At 43.4% G+C, this 16207-nt stretch carries 12 protein-coding genes and 1 tRNA gene; all 13 read left to right on the top strand.

All coding sequences use genetic code 11. The features are described from left to right. The first annotated feature begins 82 nt into the window (after positions 1-82). Positions 83-1306 (top strand): EcsC family protein, encoded by a 1224-nt coding sequence (locus RAH45_RS11870; RefSeq protein ID WP_306495294.1) that lies wholly within the window; start codon positions 83-85, stop codon positions 1304-1306. Positions 1307-1744: 438 nt separating this feature from the next. Beyond that, entirely contained in the window at positions 1745-2119 is a 375-nt protein-coding gene (rpsL, locus tag RAH45_RS11865; RefSeq protein ID WP_011281154.1) for a 30S ribosomal protein S12, read from the top strand. Between the two features lie 205 nt (positions 2120-2324). Beyond that, positions 2325-2798 carry a 30S ribosomal protein S7 gene (gene rpsG / locus RAH45_RS11860; RefSeq protein WP_068405119.1) on the top strand — a complete coding sequence of 158 codons (474 nt, stop codon included), beginning with the start codon at positions 2325-2327 and terminating at the stop codon, positions 2796-2798. A 409-nt stretch (positions 2799-3207) separates the two neighbouring features. Beyond that, entirely contained in the window at positions 3208-5334 is a 2127-nt protein-coding gene (gene fusA, locus RAH45_RS11855; RefSeq protein ID WP_193030563.1) for an elongation factor G, read from the top strand. A gap of 220 nt (positions 5335-5554) precedes the next feature. Continuing rightward, positions 5555-6745, top strand: coding sequence for an elongation factor Tu (tuf, locus tag RAH45_RS11850; RefSeq protein WP_068404023.1), 1191 nt, complete (start codon positions 5555-5557; stop codon positions 6743-6745). Between the two features lie 539 nt (positions 6746-7284). Beyond that, positions 7285-7360 (top strand) — tRNA-Trp (locus RAH45_RS11845). 51 nt (positions 7361-7411) lie between these two features. Beyond that, the gene (secE, locus tag RAH45_RS11840) at positions 7412-7900 is read left to right on the top strand and encodes a preprotein translocase subunit SecE (protein WP_068405077.1); all 489 of its coding nucleotides are present in this window, start codon (positions 7412-7414) and stop codon (positions 7898-7900) included. Positions 7901-7970: 70 nt separating this feature from the next. Continuing rightward, positions 7971-8501, top strand: a complete 531-nt coding sequence (gene nusG, locus RAH45_RS11835) for a transcription termination/antitermination protein NusG (RefSeq protein ID WP_068405079.1) — start codon at positions 7971-7973, stop codon at positions 8499-8501. A 90-nt stretch (positions 8502-8591) separates the two neighbouring features. Further along, positions 8592-9023, top strand: a complete 432-nt coding sequence (gene rplK, locus RAH45_RS11830; protein WP_068405081.1) for a 50S ribosomal protein L11 — start codon at positions 8592-8594, stop codon at positions 9021-9023. Beyond that, positions 9024-9725: a 50S ribosomal protein L1 gene (gene rplA / locus RAH45_RS11825; protein ID WP_068405082.1), complete on the top strand. Its 702-nt coding sequence runs from the start codon at positions 9024-9026 to the stop codon at positions 9723-9725. A gap of 427 nt (positions 9726-10152) precedes the next feature. Next, positions 10153-10680 (top strand): 50S ribosomal protein L10, encoded by a 528-nt coding sequence (rplJ, locus tag RAH45_RS11820; protein ID WP_025652244.1) that lies wholly within the window; start codon positions 10153-10155, stop codon positions 10678-10680. A gap of 126 nt (positions 10681-10806) precedes the next feature. Next, on the top strand, positions 10807-11181 hold the full coding sequence (gene rplL, locus RAH45_RS11815; RefSeq protein ID WP_068405083.1) for a 50S ribosomal protein L7/L12: 375 nt from the start codon (positions 10807-10809) through the stop codon (positions 11179-11181). Positions 11182-11984: 803 nt separating this feature from the next. After that, the gene (rpoB, locus tag RAH45_RS11810; protein WP_068405086.1) at positions 11985-16103 is read left to right on the top strand and encodes a DNA-directed RNA polymerase subunit beta; all 4119 of its coding nucleotides are present in this window, start codon (positions 11985-11987) and stop codon (positions 16101-16103) included. Positions 16104-16207: the final 104 nt, after the last annotated feature.

Below are 16207 nucleotides of genomic sequence, written 5' to 3'. Positions count from 1 at the left end.
GGCAGTCAATTTGCAAAGTTCTGATAACAAGCTCTTATAAATAATATTAATAACAAACACTCATCACATTAAGGATATAAAGATGGCAAAGCCTAGCACACTATTTAAAGGCATCAGCAGCGTTGGTTCTTTTACTCGTGGTAATTTGGAACGTATGGGCGCAATGATTGATAGCGTCAATGCCAAAAGCGGCAAACCGCGCCAATTTAAAGCAGTAAATCTCGGCGATGAAGATTATCAGCAGGATTTGTTTCGCGAGCAAACCTTAAAAGCCACCCAGCAGTTATTGGGTACGCGTTTTGCTACTTATGGCAAGTATGCCAAAAAAATAGTACCAAACAGCTTGTTTGATTCGACGGTCGATGGCGCTTTTGCGCAGATTGCCAAGCTTGCGTCCAATTGGAGTCAGATTGACCTGCCAAATCAGCATCGCTTTGCCAATATCGCAAACTTAGACAATGAGCAACGTTATGCTCTAGCAACGGATATCGCCAATCAAAACCGCGCTTTGGCGACATTGGGTGGCTTGACAGGATTAGCAGGCCTACCAGGCTTACTCGCTGATACCTTGTGGTTGTTACTTGTCTCATTACGTACCGTTTATCAGCTAGGCGCTATTTATAATAAGCCATTGACTGGTAAGCAAGGCGTCAAAATGGCTTATGAATTACTGGCAAGTGCCGATTTGAGCAAAATGCAAGAGAAGCAGGCTTTATTAGCTGGTATCGGTATTGGTAAAGGCTTGCTTGATAATGCGCAAAGCAATGGTTTGCATAATGAGCTTAAAAACCTTGGTCTGAAAAATAAAAACGTCAATTTTTATGCCGAACAAGTAGATAATATTGCCAGCCAAATTGGCATTAACTTAGATAACATCAACTTATCATGGGTACGCCGCTTTTTACCAGCCACTGCCGTCATCGTTGGTATGCGTTACAACAGTCAGCTGATTGATGAAGTGATCGGCGTGGCGCAAGCGACGTTTGCACCAGAAGCCAAACTTGCTAACCGTACCATTACCGACGATAGCAGTAGCGAAGCGCAGGTGAAGAAGAATACCGACAGTACCGACAGTAAGAATGAAGAGCAAAGCCCTAAATCTGACAATGCAAAAAAAGACACAGATAAGGCTAAAGACGATAAGACCAAAGCTGAAAACAACAAATCTAAGACTGACGACGATAAACCTAAAGCTGACCAAACAGAAAGCGAAATAAAAGCTACCTCAGAGCCTGTGTCAAAAACCACTGATGAAGAGTCAGTAGATGGAAACTACAAAAAAGCTCAGGCGAGTAAAAAAGATTAACGTTTTAGTCTATAGCGGTTTAACTATAATTTACTGTATGAAGGCAGAAGCTGATATAAATCGGCTTATGCCTTTTTTATAAATATGTCTTTTTTATGAAGGGGTCTTAAGGCTAAAAAAGTATCTAAAATTCAAATTTTGCCTTGAAAAATAAACAACCAACTCCATTAATAGGAAATATCGATTTTACCATCTTGCAATGAAACAATTGCTCATCTTAAAATCTGTTGCTTACCGTTAAGTCTGCTACAATCTTTGCTCATGCACATCTATCGAATGTTGTAAAGGACAACCGCTCATAAGTGGTTGAAATAGCAGCAACAACTCTTTATAATACACTGTCCTAAAAATGGGTGTGCCAAAATCTGTCGTTAATGTCAGATTGTTGGTGCATTGGCCCATTTTTTTGTTTTATACCAAACGGGAGAAGGATGCCTTATGGCAACAACTAACCAATTGATTCGTAAAGGTCGCAAAACCATCAAGGAAAAGTCAAAAGTTCCTGCGTTGGAAGCGTGCCCACAACGCCGTGGTGTATGTACTCGCGTATATACTACTACCCCTAAAAAACCTAACTCAGCCATGCGTAAAGTATGTCGTGTACGTTTGACTTCAGGCTATGAAGTATCAAGCTACATCGGCGGTGAAGGTCATAACCTACAAGAGCACAGTGTTGTTCTTATCCGTGGTGGTCGTGTAAAAGATCTACCAGGTGTACGTTATCATACCGTTCGCGGTGCACTTGACTGCGCAGGCGTAAAAGACCGTAAGCAAGGTCGTTCTAAATATGGTGCGAAGAAGCCTAAAGTTTAATAGCTAATTGTTATTAAATAAGCTGATTTGTATCACCCATTAACTGTGCATGGGACTGGTGTTAGCGGTATTTTTAAGTTATTAATTGACGCTATAACATACCGCCATGCAGTAAGGCTGACTGACAACTCGATATAACGCCATCCAATAGTAATTGGTGCGAGATTGTGAATGTCAGACACTCCTGAAGAAAAGGATTATTATTATGCCAAGACGTCGCGTCGTTGCTGCCCGTGAGATCCTACCAGATCCTAAGTTTGGTAGCCAAACTGTTGCAAAATTCATCAACCATGTCATGAGTCATGGTAAAAAATCTACTGCTGAGCGTATCGTTTATGGTGCTCTTGAGACAGTAGGCCAAAAGCGCAACATCGAAGATCCAGTCGCTTTCTTTGAAGAAGTTTTAGAGAATGTCCGCCCAATGGTCGAAGTAAAAGCTCGCCGTGTTGGTGGTGCAACTTATCAAGTACCAATGGAAGTACGCCCCTCCCGTCGTACTGCCTTGGCTATGCGTTGGTTAGCTGAAGCTGCTGCTAAGCGTTCTGAAAAATCAATGGCTTTGCGTCTTGCAGGCGAATTGAATGATGCTGCTGACGGTAAAGGTAATGCTATGAAAAAGCGTGACGAAGTTCACCGCATGGCAGATGCCAACAAAGCATTCTCTCATTACCGCTTCTAAGCTGGTTTTATTTTTAAAACTGGTTTAAATGCTTAGGATTAACGGTTTCGATCAGTTAATCCTGATATTGTTGATTTATTCTATTGATTGCCGCCATCATTATTGGGTTGTTTAATTTTTCCTCAAAAGCTGAGAATGTATTGAATAATTTAGATGGCGGACATCTGTCAAGATGCTGTTTTGTAAGGGATGCTTTTCTATAAAGCCTGCAAAAAATATGCACCGCTTAAAAAAAAGTCTCCTAAATTTGATGCCGCACTATTCTTAATATTTGCTCTTTTTTTGTCCGTATTTGGCCCAATAAACAGTAAGTAATATAACAAAGTTCATGGTCTCATGGCTTTGTCATAGAGTATGAGGTAGAGACACAACACATTAATATATACACGAATTTCCCTAGGAAAACACTATGGCTCGTAAAACTCCCCTAAAGCGCTATCGCAATATTGGTATCTCAGCGCACATTGATGCTGGTAAGACGACCACTACTGAGCGTGTTTTGTTCTATACCGGTGTTAGCCACAAGCTTGGCGAAACCCATGATGGTGCAGCTACCATGGACTTTATGGAGCAAGAACAAGAGCGCGGTATTACCATTGCTTCTGCGGCGACGACTTGTTTTTGGTCAGGTATGGCAAAGCAGTTCCCTGAACACCGTATCAACATCATTGACACCCCAGGCCACGTTGACTTCACGATTGAAGTTGAGCGTTCTATGCGTGTTCTTGATGGCGCTTGTATGGTTTATTGCGCGGTAGGCGGGGTTCAGCCACAGTCTGAAACCGTATGGCGTCAAGCAAACAAATATAAAGTACCACGCTTAGCGTTCATTAACAAAATGGACCGTGTTGGTGCTGATTTCTACCGTGTGGTAGAACAAATCAAAACTCGTCTAGGCGGCAAGCCAGTACCGTTAGTTATTCCAATTGGTAAAGAAGACGACTTTGAAGGCGTTGTGGATCTTGTGACCATGAAAGCTATCTATTGGGACGAAGCGTCTCAAGGAATGAAGTACGAAGAGCGTGAAATCCCAACTGAACTACAAGAAAAAGCGGAAGAGTACCGTGAGTATCTAGTAGAAAACGCTGCTGAAGCCTCAGAAGAACTCATGAATGAGTATCTTGAAAATGGCGAATTGACGGTAGAGCAGATCAACGACGCTATTCGTCAATTGACCATCAACAACGAAATCATTCCACTTCTTTGTGGTACTGCCTTTAAAAACAAAGGTGTACAAAAGATGTTGGACGCCGTTATTCAGTATCTACCTGCGCCAATGGACGTACCTGCTATCCGCGGTATCCTTGACGACAAAGACGAAACTGAAGGTACGCGTGAAGCCTCTGATGACGCGCCGTTCGCAGCACTAGCGTTCAAAATCATGAACGATAAGTTCGTTGGTAACTTAACCTTCGTTCGTGTGTATTCAGGTGTTCTGAAACAAGGTAGTAGCGTTTATAACCCTGTTAAAATGAAGCGCGAGCGTGTTGGCCGTATCGTTCAGATGATGGCAGATGCTCAGGTAGAGCTACAAGAAATCAGCACGGGTGATATTGCAGCCTTAGTTGGTATGAAAGACGTCACTACTGGTGATACGCTATGTGACGAAAACAACGTCATCACGCTAGAGCGTATGGAATTCCCAGATCCAGTTATTTCTCTAGCTGTTGAACCTAAGACCAAAGCTGACCAAGAAAAAATGTCTATCGCTTTGGGTCGTTTAGCAAAAGAAGATCCATCATTCCGCGTCCATACTGACGAAGAGTCTGGTCAGACCATCATCAGTGGTATGGGTGAGCTGCATCTAGAGATTCTTGTTGACCGTATGAAGCGTGAGTTTAACGTTGAAGCAAACATCGGTGCGCCGCAGGTTGCTTATCGTGAAACCATCCGTAACGTGGTTGAGCAAGAAGGTAAATTCGTACGTCAGACTGGTGGTCGCGGTAAATTCGGTCACGTTTGGTTACGTCTTGAGCCTATGGATCCAGCGGGCGATGTTCTATATGAATTCGCTGAAGAAGTTGTTGGTGGTACAGTGCCAAAAGAATTCCACGGTGCAGTCGACAAAGGTATCCAAGAGCGCATGAAAAACGGCGTACTTGCAGGTTACCCAGTTGTTGGCGTTAAAGCGACCTTGTATGATGGTTCTTACCATGATGTTGACTCGGATGAGTTATCATTTAAAATGGCTGGTTCTATTGCATTCCGTAAAGGCTTCATGGCAGCAAACCCAACCCTACTTGAGCCAGTAATGAAAGTAGAAGTTGAAACACCTGAAGATTACATGGGTGATATCATGGGCGATTTAAACCGCCGCCGTGGTATGGTTCAAGGTATGGAAGACTTACCTGGTGGCACTAAGCAGATTCGTGCGGAAGTACCATTAGCAGAAATGTTTGGTTATGCTACGCAAATGCGTTCAATGTCGCAAGGCCGTGCAACCTATTCAATGGAATTCCAAAAGTACGCTGAGATTCCAAAATCAGTTGCAGAATCTATCATCTCTAAATTCAACTCTAAAGATGAAGACGAGTAAATATTACATATTAATAGGACAATATTGAGTTCATTTCTCTATTGTCCGTAGAGATTGCGCCAATAATTGGTTAAAAGACTTGTTATTGGTCGCGATTTTCTTATAATATCTGCACATTGTATGTGCAACCTTTTAACAATTATCTTAATGTGGTCGGTATCCCTTAACTTGCGCATGTTTAGCAGTTAACTACTTGACCCCAAATAAAGAGGAAATACCCATGGCAAAGGCCAAGTTTGAACGCAGCAAGCCACACGTCAACGTCGGTACCATCGGACACGTTGACCACGGTAAAACAACATTAACTGCCGCTATCGCAACCGTAGCCGCAATCACCTCTGGTGGCGAAGCCAAAGACTACGCAGCGATTGATAGCGCACCAGAAGAAAAAGCACGTGGCATCACCATCAACACCTCACACGTAGAATATGACACCCCAACCCGTCACTACGCCCACGTTGATTGCCCAGGTCACGCCGACTATGTTAAAAACATGATCACCGGTGCAGCCCAAATGGACGGCGCAATCCTAGTCGTATCAGCAACTGACGGCCCAATGCCACAAACCCGTGAGCACATCCTGCTATCACGTCAGGTTGGCGTACCGTACATCATCGTCTTCATGAACAAATGTGACCTTGTTGACGACGAAGAATTGCTTGAGCTAGTAGAAATGGAAGTTCGTGAACTGCTTAACGACTACGACTTCCCAGGTGACGACACCCCAATCGTCAAAGGTTCAGCTACCCAAGCCCTTAAAGGCGACGAAGGTCAATACGGCCAACCAGCCGTTGTAGAACTACTAGGCATCCTAGACACCTACATCCCAGAGCCAGAGCGTGACGTTGACAAAGCATTCCTAATGCCAATCGAAGACGTATTCTCAATCTCAGGCCGTGGTACCGTAGTAACCGGTCGTGTTGAATCAGGTATCGTCCGTGTTGGTGACGAAATCGAAATCGTCGGTATCCGTGACACCCAAAAAACCACCTGTACTGGTGTAGAGATGTTCCGTAAACTGCTAGACGAAGGTCGTGCAGGCGAAAACTGTGGCGTACTACTACGTGGTACCAAACGTGAAGACGTACAACGTGGCCAAGTACTAGCCAAGCCAGGTTCAATCACCCCTCACACCAAATTTGACGCAGAAGTATACGTTCTGTCAAAAGAAGAGGGTGGTCGTCACACACCATTCCTAAACGGCTATCGTCCACAGTTCTACTTCCGTACCACTGACGTAACTGGCGCAATCCAATTACAAGACGGTACCGAAATGGTTATGCCTGGTGACAACGTTGAGATGGGCGTAGAGCTTATCCATCCAATCGCTATGGACAAAGGTCTACGCTTCGCAATTCGTGAAGGCGGCCGTACCGTAGGTGCTGGTGTTGTTGCTAACGTCCTTAGCTAAGCATCAAAACCCTAACGCTATTAGAATTATCTAAGCGTTAAGCAGTAAGAAAAAAGCCATCCTTGATTAAGGGTGGCTTTTTTTGTGGGGTATGAATGAGGATAAATATTTAAAAAGACATATAGTAAACATATCCTAAAAACGCGACGATATTGCTGATATCAATTTTTTGTAGCCTCTGTCTGCACAGGCACAGCAAGCAAGAAAAATTGATATCAGCAGTGTGTGATGTATCTATATTACTTTTCACTCATTATAGTAGAAGAGTGGGGCAGACAAAAACCAATCTCACCTTATATGGGTTTATACATGTACCTTAAAAAGCGCTTATTATCTGATTGGTGTCTATTGTAATTCTTAACCGAGCTTGCTATATTAACGCTGCACCTCGTTAGCACCTTGTACGTTTAGTTTTTATTCGTATTAAGTGTTTTCATAGAGAGGCTTAAGAACAGTGATATTAGCGTCGCAGTAGAATTTTATTCCTAAATGCTTGCATTCTATGCTCAATATTGTATAATGCTGTCCTTTACACCCATAGGCGATTGGCTCAATTGGTAGAGCATCGGTCTCCAAAACCGAGGGTTGTAGGTTCGAGTCCTACATCGCCTGCCATCTTCTTATCATATCTTTGTCATACCCCACCATCTCCGAAGTGAGTTCTTTATGAGCAATAATCAAGATAACCTCGAGACTAAGTTATCTGATGCTAAGGCAGTGGCTGGTGGAATGCTGTCCAAAGATAAGCACGTTTCGGCGAACAATCAAACAACCGCTGTTGAAGTTGCTAAAACTGGTTCAGTTAAAGATGTGGTATTGTGGCTACTTGCCGCAGTAATTTTGATAGGGGCAACCTTAGTCAATCAATACCTACCAGGCTATTGGCAACCTGCCAATGATGTTTGGATGCGTATTGGTATCATCGTTGCTCTAGTTATTATTGCCTTGGTCTGCTTAGCGTTAACGCATCAAGGCCGCGCTTTTAAAATATTATTAAAAGATGCTGCCGTTGAGCTACGCCGAGTCACATGGCCTGGCAAAGATGAAACCTTTCAATACACATGGCAAACGATTGTCATGATTGCTATTGTGGGTTTTTTGGTTTGGTTGTTAGATAACTTTTTTAACTGGTTCGTTGGTATTTTTATTGGTTAATGACGCGTATTAGTGTCCATTAAGCCAGATTTACTTATAACGACTTAACTTTACTGATCAGGAGCGTGATATGCGTTGGTATATTGTCCAAGCGTTTTCAGGATATGAAAAGCAAGTACAACGTTCATTAACTGATCGTATCAATCGTAGTGAATTTGCTGATTCATTCGGCGATGTTTTGGTACCTACCGAAGAAGTCGTTGAAATGAAAGACGGCAAAAAGCGTAAAAGTGAGCGTAAGTTCTTTCCAGGCTATGTATTGATTCAGATGGAAATGAACGACAACACGTGGCATATCGTCAAAGACTGCCCGCGTATTATGGGCTTTGTCGGTGGCACGCCTGAAACGCCAGCACCGATTACGCAAGTAGAAGCCGACCGTATTTTAAACCGTTTAAATCAGACTGAAGCTGACCCACGTCCGAAGACTCTATTTGAGCCAGGCGAAGAGTTGTTGGTTATCGATGGTCCATTTACGGACTTTAAAGGGTTGGTGGAAAAAGTGGATTATGAGAAGTCTAAACTGCATTTAACGGTAAACGTATTTAATCGCCCGACCCAGGTCGAGCTTGAGTTTAGTAAAGTTGAAAAACTAGACTAAACCGGTAAAACATTCATCAACCGGGGAGCTGTTAGTCAATGAGGTGCATACCACATTGATTTGGCGCTATTACCCATTTAGGAGAGTATCATGGCTAAGAAGATTGATGGTTACATCAAACTGCAAGTGCCTGCAGGTAAAGCAAATCCTTCACCACCGATTGGTCCAGCATTGGGTCAAAAAGGCGTGAACATCATGGCGTTCTGTAAAGAATTTAACGCTGCGACCTCAAACCAAGAGCCGGGTCTACCGATTCCTACTGAGATCACCGTATACAGCGATAAATCTTTTACCTTCATCATGAAGTCACCACCAGCTGCATACTTACTACGTAAGGCTGCTGGTATCGCTAAAGGTTCTGGTACACCTAACACCGCTAAAGTCGGTAAAGTTGACCGTGCACAATTAGAAGAAATCGTTAAGACTAAAGATGCAGACTTAACCGCTGCTGGTCTTGATGCTGCTGTCCGTACCATCGCTGGTACTGCACGTTCAATGGGTATTACCGTGGAGGGTGTGTAAATGAGTAAACTTACTAAGCGTCAAAAGCTAATCGCTGAGCGCGTTGAAAACGAAAAATTATACACTCTTGAAGAAGCCGTTCAAATCCTAAACGATTTGCCAGCTCTTAAATTCAAAGAGTCTATCGACATCGCAGTAAACTTGGGCGTTGACCCACGTAAATCTGATCAAGTCGTTCGTGGTGCTACCAACCTACCTGCGGGTACTGGTAAAACCAAACGCGTTGCTGTCTTTGCTCAAGGCGCTGCTGCTGAAGCCGCTAAAGAAGCCGGTGCTGACATCGTTGGTTTTGAAGACCTAGCTGAGCAAATCAAAGCCGGTAATATGGACTTTGATATCGTTATTGCTGCGCCTGACGCGATGCGTGTGGTTGGTCAATTAGGTACTATCCTAGGTCCACGTGGCCTAATGCCTAACCCAAAAGTTGGTACGGTAACGCCTAACGTTGCTGAAGCTGTGACTAATGCGAAAGCGGGTCAAGCACAGTACCGTGTTGATAAAGCGGGTATTATCCATACCACGATCGGTCAAGTTGGCTTTACTGCTGAGCAAGTTATGCAAAACGCTCAAGCATTGCTATCTGATCTTAAACGCGCTAAACCTGCGACGTCTAAAGGTACTTTCATTAAGAAAATTACCTTGTCTAGCACCATGGGCCCAGGTATCTCAATTGATCCTGTTCCATATCGCGTTGCCAAATAATTTTATTGTATAAAAACTGCTCTTTATTCAACGATTTTGAATAAAGCGCCCATATTGTTTTAAAGAATTAGGTCAGCGTAGCAAACGCTTCGCTGTCTAAGACCGTAGGTAGAAAGCGGTTTATTATTACTTGTGATGGTAAGCTGCTTTTGTTAATCGACGACAGGTGAAAATCTTAGTTGTCCTACGCAGACGGTGACCCACCCAGTTGTTGATAAGAGCCAATAGATTGGTATTTATACCAAATTATTACTCGATGTCAGTCTGATAACGGTGCCGTAATCAGTCGTTATGAATGAACTCTTTATGGAGTTTATACATAACGTGTCGTATCAAGTCAGTCGTAGTAAGTTGTTTACATTGTCCAAAACTTCGGTTTTAGAATATTAAATAATGAGCGGATTGATAAGATTAAAGGAGTCAACTTATGGCATTAACGCTAGAGCAAAAACAACAAGTTGTGGCTGAAGTGTCTGAAGTTGCTGCTAATGCTTACTCAGCAGTAGCTGCCGAATATCACGGTATTGGTGTTGCAAAGCTTACTCAGCTGCGCGAACAAGCTCGTGATAAAGGTGTCGTTTTGAAAGTGGTAAAAAATACCCTAGCAAAACGCGCTTTTGAAGGCACTAAGTTTGAGAGCATGTCAGACCGTATGACTGGTCCACTACTTTTGGCTTTCTCTATGGAAGATTTGGGATCTGCCGCTCGAGTCGTTTTCGACTTCAGCAAAGATAACAAAGCTTTAGAGACCAAATTGGTATCAGTCGGTGGTGAAGTTTATGGTCCAGAAGAGCTAGAGCGCGTATCGAAGCTACCAACTCGCGACGAAGCAATCTCTATCCTAATGGCTACTATGAACGCACCAGTGACCAAGCTTGTCCAGACTATGAACGCAGTTCCTGGCAAGTTCGTTCGCACGGTAGCGGCAATCAAAGACGCAAAAGAAGCTGCTTAATTGCTTGTTTTAACGTAACTTTGACATCGCCGATTGCACTTTATTGCCAACCCTATTCAAACATTTGGCAAGCAATCCAAGCGATATTAAAACCAACTAAATTTTATCAGATAACGGAGAGTTCTCATGGCACTATCTAAAGATGATGTGTTAAACGCAATCGCTGAAATGTCAGTAATGGATATCGTTGAGTTAATCAGCGACATGGAAGAAAAATTCGGCGTAACTGCTGCTGTTGCCGCTGCTGCACCTGCTGCTGCTGGTCCTGCTGCTGCCGCTGCTGAAGAAAAAGACGAGTTTGACGTTGTTCTTGCCAGCTTTGGCGAGAAGAAAGTTGGCGTCATTAAAGCAGTACGTGAAGCTACTGGCCTTGGCTTGAAAGAAGCGAAAGATTTGGTTGAAAGCGCTCCAGCTCCAATCAAAGAAGGCGTAAACAAAGCTGAAGCTGAAGAGTTGAAAAAGAAACTTGAAGAAGCTGGTGCAACTATTGAACTAAAATAAGTTCAACTGCTGTAAAAAAAAAGCTGGTAATGCCTTGCATTATCAGCTTTTTTTTATTATAATCCGTAGCTTGACCTTTTGTGTCTGCCAACATACGTATGCAACATCACGGTGGATACCCATCAAAAGGACAGACGATATACATGCAAGCACACTTAGTAGTTATTGAAATCAGTTAACGAGCTAAACGTCGATCGATGTTTGGCATTTTTTTGTGTCTGCATGCTTTTCATTAACACTATAATTTATACTGATTCTAAAAGTCACTGCTTTATAATAAGTCACTGTTTCAAAATTTATAGTTATCTCAGATTTTTAATCTAAACGCTGTTAATTAAATCATCTGGTAAGGTTTTACTGTCAGTATATGCACTGGTAGACGGTAGATATCAGCGACGATATTACTTATGATAGCAGATGATGAGTAGGTTTTTAAAAGAGAAGTAGCAATAGTACTTTAAGTGAATTTACAAAGAGAATCAATAGTATCTAAATGCCAGTCATTGGTCTTAGATACGGTGCAGTGGTTACTCGTAAGTACTACAAAGTTAAAAGGTGCAAGGCATTGAAATTTTTAGTGTTAGCACTCATATAGGCATGCTTAGATGCCGATTTACGCTTAAATAAACTGGATTAATTATGCACTATACGCGTGAAGTAATCAGCAGTCATTAAATGAGCATGAATATCCGTTTTATATTATCGTTTACGTTGCCAGGTTTGCATGATATTCATATTAAATAGTATTAATGCAAGTCGGCCGCGCTTTCAATTTGTTTCCACGTTTACTGTAAGGACTCTCGATGGCATATTCTTATACTGAAAAAAAGCGTATTCGCAAAAGTTTTGCTGAATTGCCTACTGTGATGGACATTCCCTATTTGTTGTCTATCCAAGTAGATTCTTATGAGCAATTTTTGCAAGAGCATAAAAAGCCAAAAGCTCGTGAGAATACTGGTTTACAAGCTGCGTTTTCTTCTATTTTTCCAATTGAGAGTCACTCTGGTAACGCAGAGCTACAATTTGTTGAATATTATTTAGGTACGCCTGAGTTTGATGAGCGTGAGTGTATCTTACGTGGTTCGACCTTTGCAGCGCCAATGCGCGTTAAAATCCGTCTGATTATCAAAGATAAAGACAGCAAAGACAAAGACAGCAAAGCGGCGATCAAAGACATCCGTGAGCAAAGTGTCTATATGGGCGAGATGCCATTGATGACGGCTAACGGTACCTTTATTATCAATGGTACTGAGCGTGTGATCGTATCACAGCTACATCGTTCGCCAGGTGTGTTCTTTGACCATGATAAAGGTAAGTCGCATTCAAGTGGTAAAGTGCTTTACAACGCCCGTATCATTCCTTACCGTGGTTCTTGGTTAGACTTTGAATTTGATGCCAAAGATTTGGTTTTCGCGCGTATTGACCGTCGCCGTAAATTGCTTGCGTCTATTATCCTACGCGCTCTAGGCCTAACTACCTCTGAAATCTTAGATTTGTTCTTTGATAAAGTAAAAGTATATAAAGGCGAAGAGCAGTTTGAGATCGATTTGGTTGCGGATCGTCTGCGTGGTGAGATGGCACAGTTTGATATCGTATCACCAGAAGGTGAGGTGATCGTCGAGCAGGGCAAACGTATCAACGCCCGCCGTATCCGTCAGCTTGAAGAAGCGGGTATGACCAAAATTGCGATTCCTGATGAGTATTTATACGAACGCATTTTGGCCGAAGACATCGTTGTCAATGATGAAGTGATTGCGCGTGCCAATACGCTTATTGATCATGAATTATTGGTTAAGTTAAGCTCGTATGAAGCCAGTGATTCTATCAAAGAATTCAGCATTCTATTTACCAACGATATCGATCAAGGCAGTTATATTGCCGATACGCTACGCGCCGATAGCACCTCAAGCCGTGAAGAAGCCTTGATTGAAATTTATAAGGTCATGCGCCCCGGTGAGCCACCAACGGTTGAAACCGCTGAAAAGCTGTTTGAAAGCATGTTCTTTAACGCTGACCGTTATGACCTATCAAACGTCGGACGTATGAAGTTTAACCGTCGTTTGGGTCTAGAGTTTGAAGACACTGACGATGCTGATGTACAGCGCGCGCGTAGTGTTTTGACCAATGATGATATCGTTAACGTTCTAAAAGAGTTGATTGAAATTCGTAACGGTCGCGGCGAAGTCGATGATATCGACCATTTAGGTAACCGCCGTATTCGTTCGGTTGGTGAGATGGCTGAAAACCAATTCCGTGTCGGCCTAGTGCGTGTTGAGCGTGCGGTAAAAGAGCGCTTATCATCAGCAGAATCTGACAACTTGTCACCACAAGATTTGATCAACTCAAAGCCTGTAGCGGCAGCAGTGAAAGAATTCTTTGGTTCAAGCCAGTTATCACAGTTTATGGATCAGAACAATCCATTGTCGGAAGTGACGCATAAACGCCGTGTATCAGCGTTAGGACCGGGCGGTTTGACCCGTGAGCGTGCAGGCTTTGAAGTACGTGACGTTCACGATACCCATTATGGCCGCGTCTGTCCGATTGAAACACCTGAAGGTCCAAACATTGGCTTGATTAACTCATTAGCGACTTTTGCTAAAACCAACAGCTTTGGTTTTTTAGAAACGCCATATCGCCGTGTGGTTGACGGTAAAGTAACGGATCAAATCGAATACTTGTCAGCGATTGAAGAAGTCGGTACGGTCATTGCTCAGGCGGATTCGCCAGTAACGGCAGAAGGCGCGCTATCTGATGAAATGGTCAGTGTGCGTAGCTATGGTGAGTTTGTACGTATGCCGCCAGAAAAAGTGACGCATATGGATGTGTCACCAAGCCAGGTGGTGTCGGTTGCCGCCGGTTTGATTCCGTTCCTAGAGCATGACGATGCTAACCGAGCGCTCATGGGCTCGAACATGCAACGTCAGGCTGTTCCTACGTTACGTGCTGATAAGCCATTAGTTGGTACCGGTATGGAGCGTCACGTTGCTCGTGACTCTGGTGTTTGTGTGATCGCGAAGCGTGGCGGTGTGATCGAAGACGTTGATGCGTCGCGTATCGTCGTGCGTGTCAATGAAGATGAAATGGTCGCCGGTGAAGCGGGTATTGATATTTATAACTTGATCAAATACACGCGCTCAAACCAAAACACTTGTATTAACCAACGCATCATTGTAAACCAAGGTGATGAAATTGCTTTTGGTGATATCTTAGCCGATGGTCCGTCAACCGACCTTGGGGAGTTAGCGTTAGGTCAGAACATTCGTATTGCCTTTATGCCTTGGAATGGTTACAACTTCGAAGATTCGATTTTGTTATCTGAAAAAGTGGTCAAAGAAGATCGTTTCACCACCATTCATATTCAAGAATTAACCTGTGTAGCGCGTGATACTAAGCTTGGTACCGAAGAGATTACTGCCGATATTCCAAACGTTGGTGAAGCGGCGTTATCAAGCCTTGATGAAGCAGGTATTGTTTATATCGGTGCTGAAGTTGACGCTGGTGATATCTTAGTTGGTAAAGTCACGCCAAAAGGTGAGACGCAACTGACCCCAGAAGAAAAACTGCTCAGAGCGATCTTTGGTGAAAAAGCCGCTGATGTGAAAGACACCTCATTGCGTGTTCCAACATCAAGCAAAGGTACGGTCATTGACGTCCAAGTCTTTACCCGTGACGGCGTTGAAAAAGATGCGCGTGCTAAAGCGATTGAAAAATCACAACTTGATAGCTACCGTAAAGATTTAAAAGAAGAGCTACGCATCTTTGAAGAAGCGGCTCGTGGCCGTATCGCAAGCTTGCTTGATGGTCAAAAAGTCAGTGGCGGTTCTGGTCTAAAAGCCGGTACAGTCATGGCATTGGCTGACATGAAAGAGATGAGCCTTGAAACCTTGCTTGATATCCAGCCGGTTGAAGAAGAAATCTCTGAGCGTCTGACCCAAATCGCTGATTACTTGGTCGATAAGCAAAAAGACATCGATGTGAAATTTGCAGAGAAAAAACGCAAATTGACCGCTGGTGATGACTTACAGCATGGCGTACAAAAAATCGTTAAAGTATATCTAGCGGTTAAACGCCGTATCCAGCCTGGTGATAAAATGGCCGGTCGTCATGGTAACAAGGGTGTGGTATCGCGCATTATGCCGGTTGAAGACATGCCTTATGACGAACATGGCAATACCGTTGACATCGTCTTGAACCCACTTGGTGTACCATCGCGTATGAACATCGGTCAGGTATTAGAGACGCATTTGGGTATGGCAGCGAAAGGCCTCGGCGAAAAGATTGACGGTATGCTCAAAGCCCAAGCTGCGATTAAAGATTTGCGTGATTTCTTAGATAAAATCTATAACAAAGTAGGCGGTGAGAGCGTTGATCTTGATAGCTTAAGTGATGATGACATCATGGCGCTGGCGGACAACTTACGCGACGGTGTACCAATGGGTACCGCAGTATTTGATGGTGCTCATGAGTATCAAGTCAAAGAATTGCTTGAGCTTGCGGGAATGGATCGCGATGGTCAGCAGACCTTGTATGATGGTCGTACGGGTCAGAAGTTTGACCGTAAAGTAACCGTTGGCTATATGTATATGCTCAAACTTAACCACTTGGTTGATGACAAGATGCATGCGCGTTCTACCGGTTCTTACTCGCTTGTGACGCAGCAGCCGCTTGGTGGTAAAGCCCAGTTTGGTGGTCAGCGCTTCGGTGAGATGGAAGTTTGGGCCCTAGAAGCCTATGGCGCGACTTATACCTTGCAAGAGATGCTAACGGTGAAGTCGGATGACGTTGAAGGCCGTACACGTATGTACAAAAACATCGTCGATGGTGAACAATACATGGATCCAGGTATGCCTGAATCGTTTAACGTATTGACCAAAGAAATCAAATCACTGGGTATTAATATTGAGTTAAAACAAAGCAACTAAAACCAACGCAGGCAAAATAGCTGTTTAACTTAGTTGTCCACTAAAGGCAGTCTGCTTTATTGCTGCTGCTTTTAGTGATTTGTCTCAACCCTATTCATTGCCTT

Source organism: Psychrobacter sp. van23A (assembly GCF_030845275.1).
GTDB lineage: Bacteria > Pseudomonadota > Gammaproteobacteria > Pseudomonadales > Moraxellaceae > Psychrobacter > Psychrobacter faecalis.
The sequence above is the reverse complement of the archived record's forward strand: the minus strand, read 5'-3'. Positions and strand labels throughout refer to the sequence as shown.

Excerpts from the sequence above, each read along its gene's own strand:
- RAH45_RS11870 (WP_306495294.1), top strand. The coding sequence starts at position 83 with ATGGCAAAGCCTAGCACACTATTTAAAGGCATCAGCAGCGTTGGTTCT.
- rpsL (WP_011281154.1), top strand. The coding sequence starts at position 1,745 with ATGGCAACAACTAACCAATTGATTCGTAAAGGTCGCAAAACCATCAAG.
- rpsG (WP_068405119.1), top strand. The coding sequence starts at position 2,325 with ATGCCAAGACGTCGCGTCGTTGCTGCCCGTGAGATCCTACCAGATCCT.
- fusA (WP_193030563.1), top strand. The coding sequence starts at position 3,208 with ATGGCTCGTAAAACTCCCCTAAAGCGCTATCGCAATATTGGTATCTCA.
- tuf (WP_068404023.1), top strand. The coding sequence starts at position 5,555 with ATGGCAAAGGCCAAGTTTGAACGCAGCAAGCCACACGTCAACGTCGGT.
- secE (WP_068405077.1), top strand. The coding sequence starts at position 7,412 with ATGAGCAATAATCAAGATAACCTCGAGACTAAGTTATCTGATGCTAAG.
- nusG (WP_068405079.1), top strand. The coding sequence starts at position 7,971 with ATGCGTTGGTATATTGTCCAAGCGTTTTCAGGATATGAAAAGCAAGTA.
- rplK (WP_068405081.1), top strand. The coding sequence starts at position 8,592 with ATGGCTAAGAAGATTGATGGTTACATCAAACTGCAAGTGCCTGCAGGT.
- rplA (WP_068405082.1), top strand. The coding sequence starts at position 9,024 with ATGAGTAAACTTACTAAGCGTCAAAAGCTAATCGCTGAGCGCGTTGAA.
- rplJ (WP_025652244.1), top strand. The coding sequence starts at position 10,153 with ATGGCATTAACGCTAGAGCAAAAACAACAAGTTGTGGCTGAAGTGTCT.
- rplL (WP_068405083.1), top strand. The coding sequence starts at position 10,807 with ATGGCACTATCTAAAGATGATGTGTTAAACGCAATCGCTGAAATGTCA.
- rpoB (WP_068405086.1), top strand. The coding sequence starts at position 11,985 with ATGGCATATTCTTATACTGAAAAAAAGCGTATTCGCAAAAGTTTTGCT.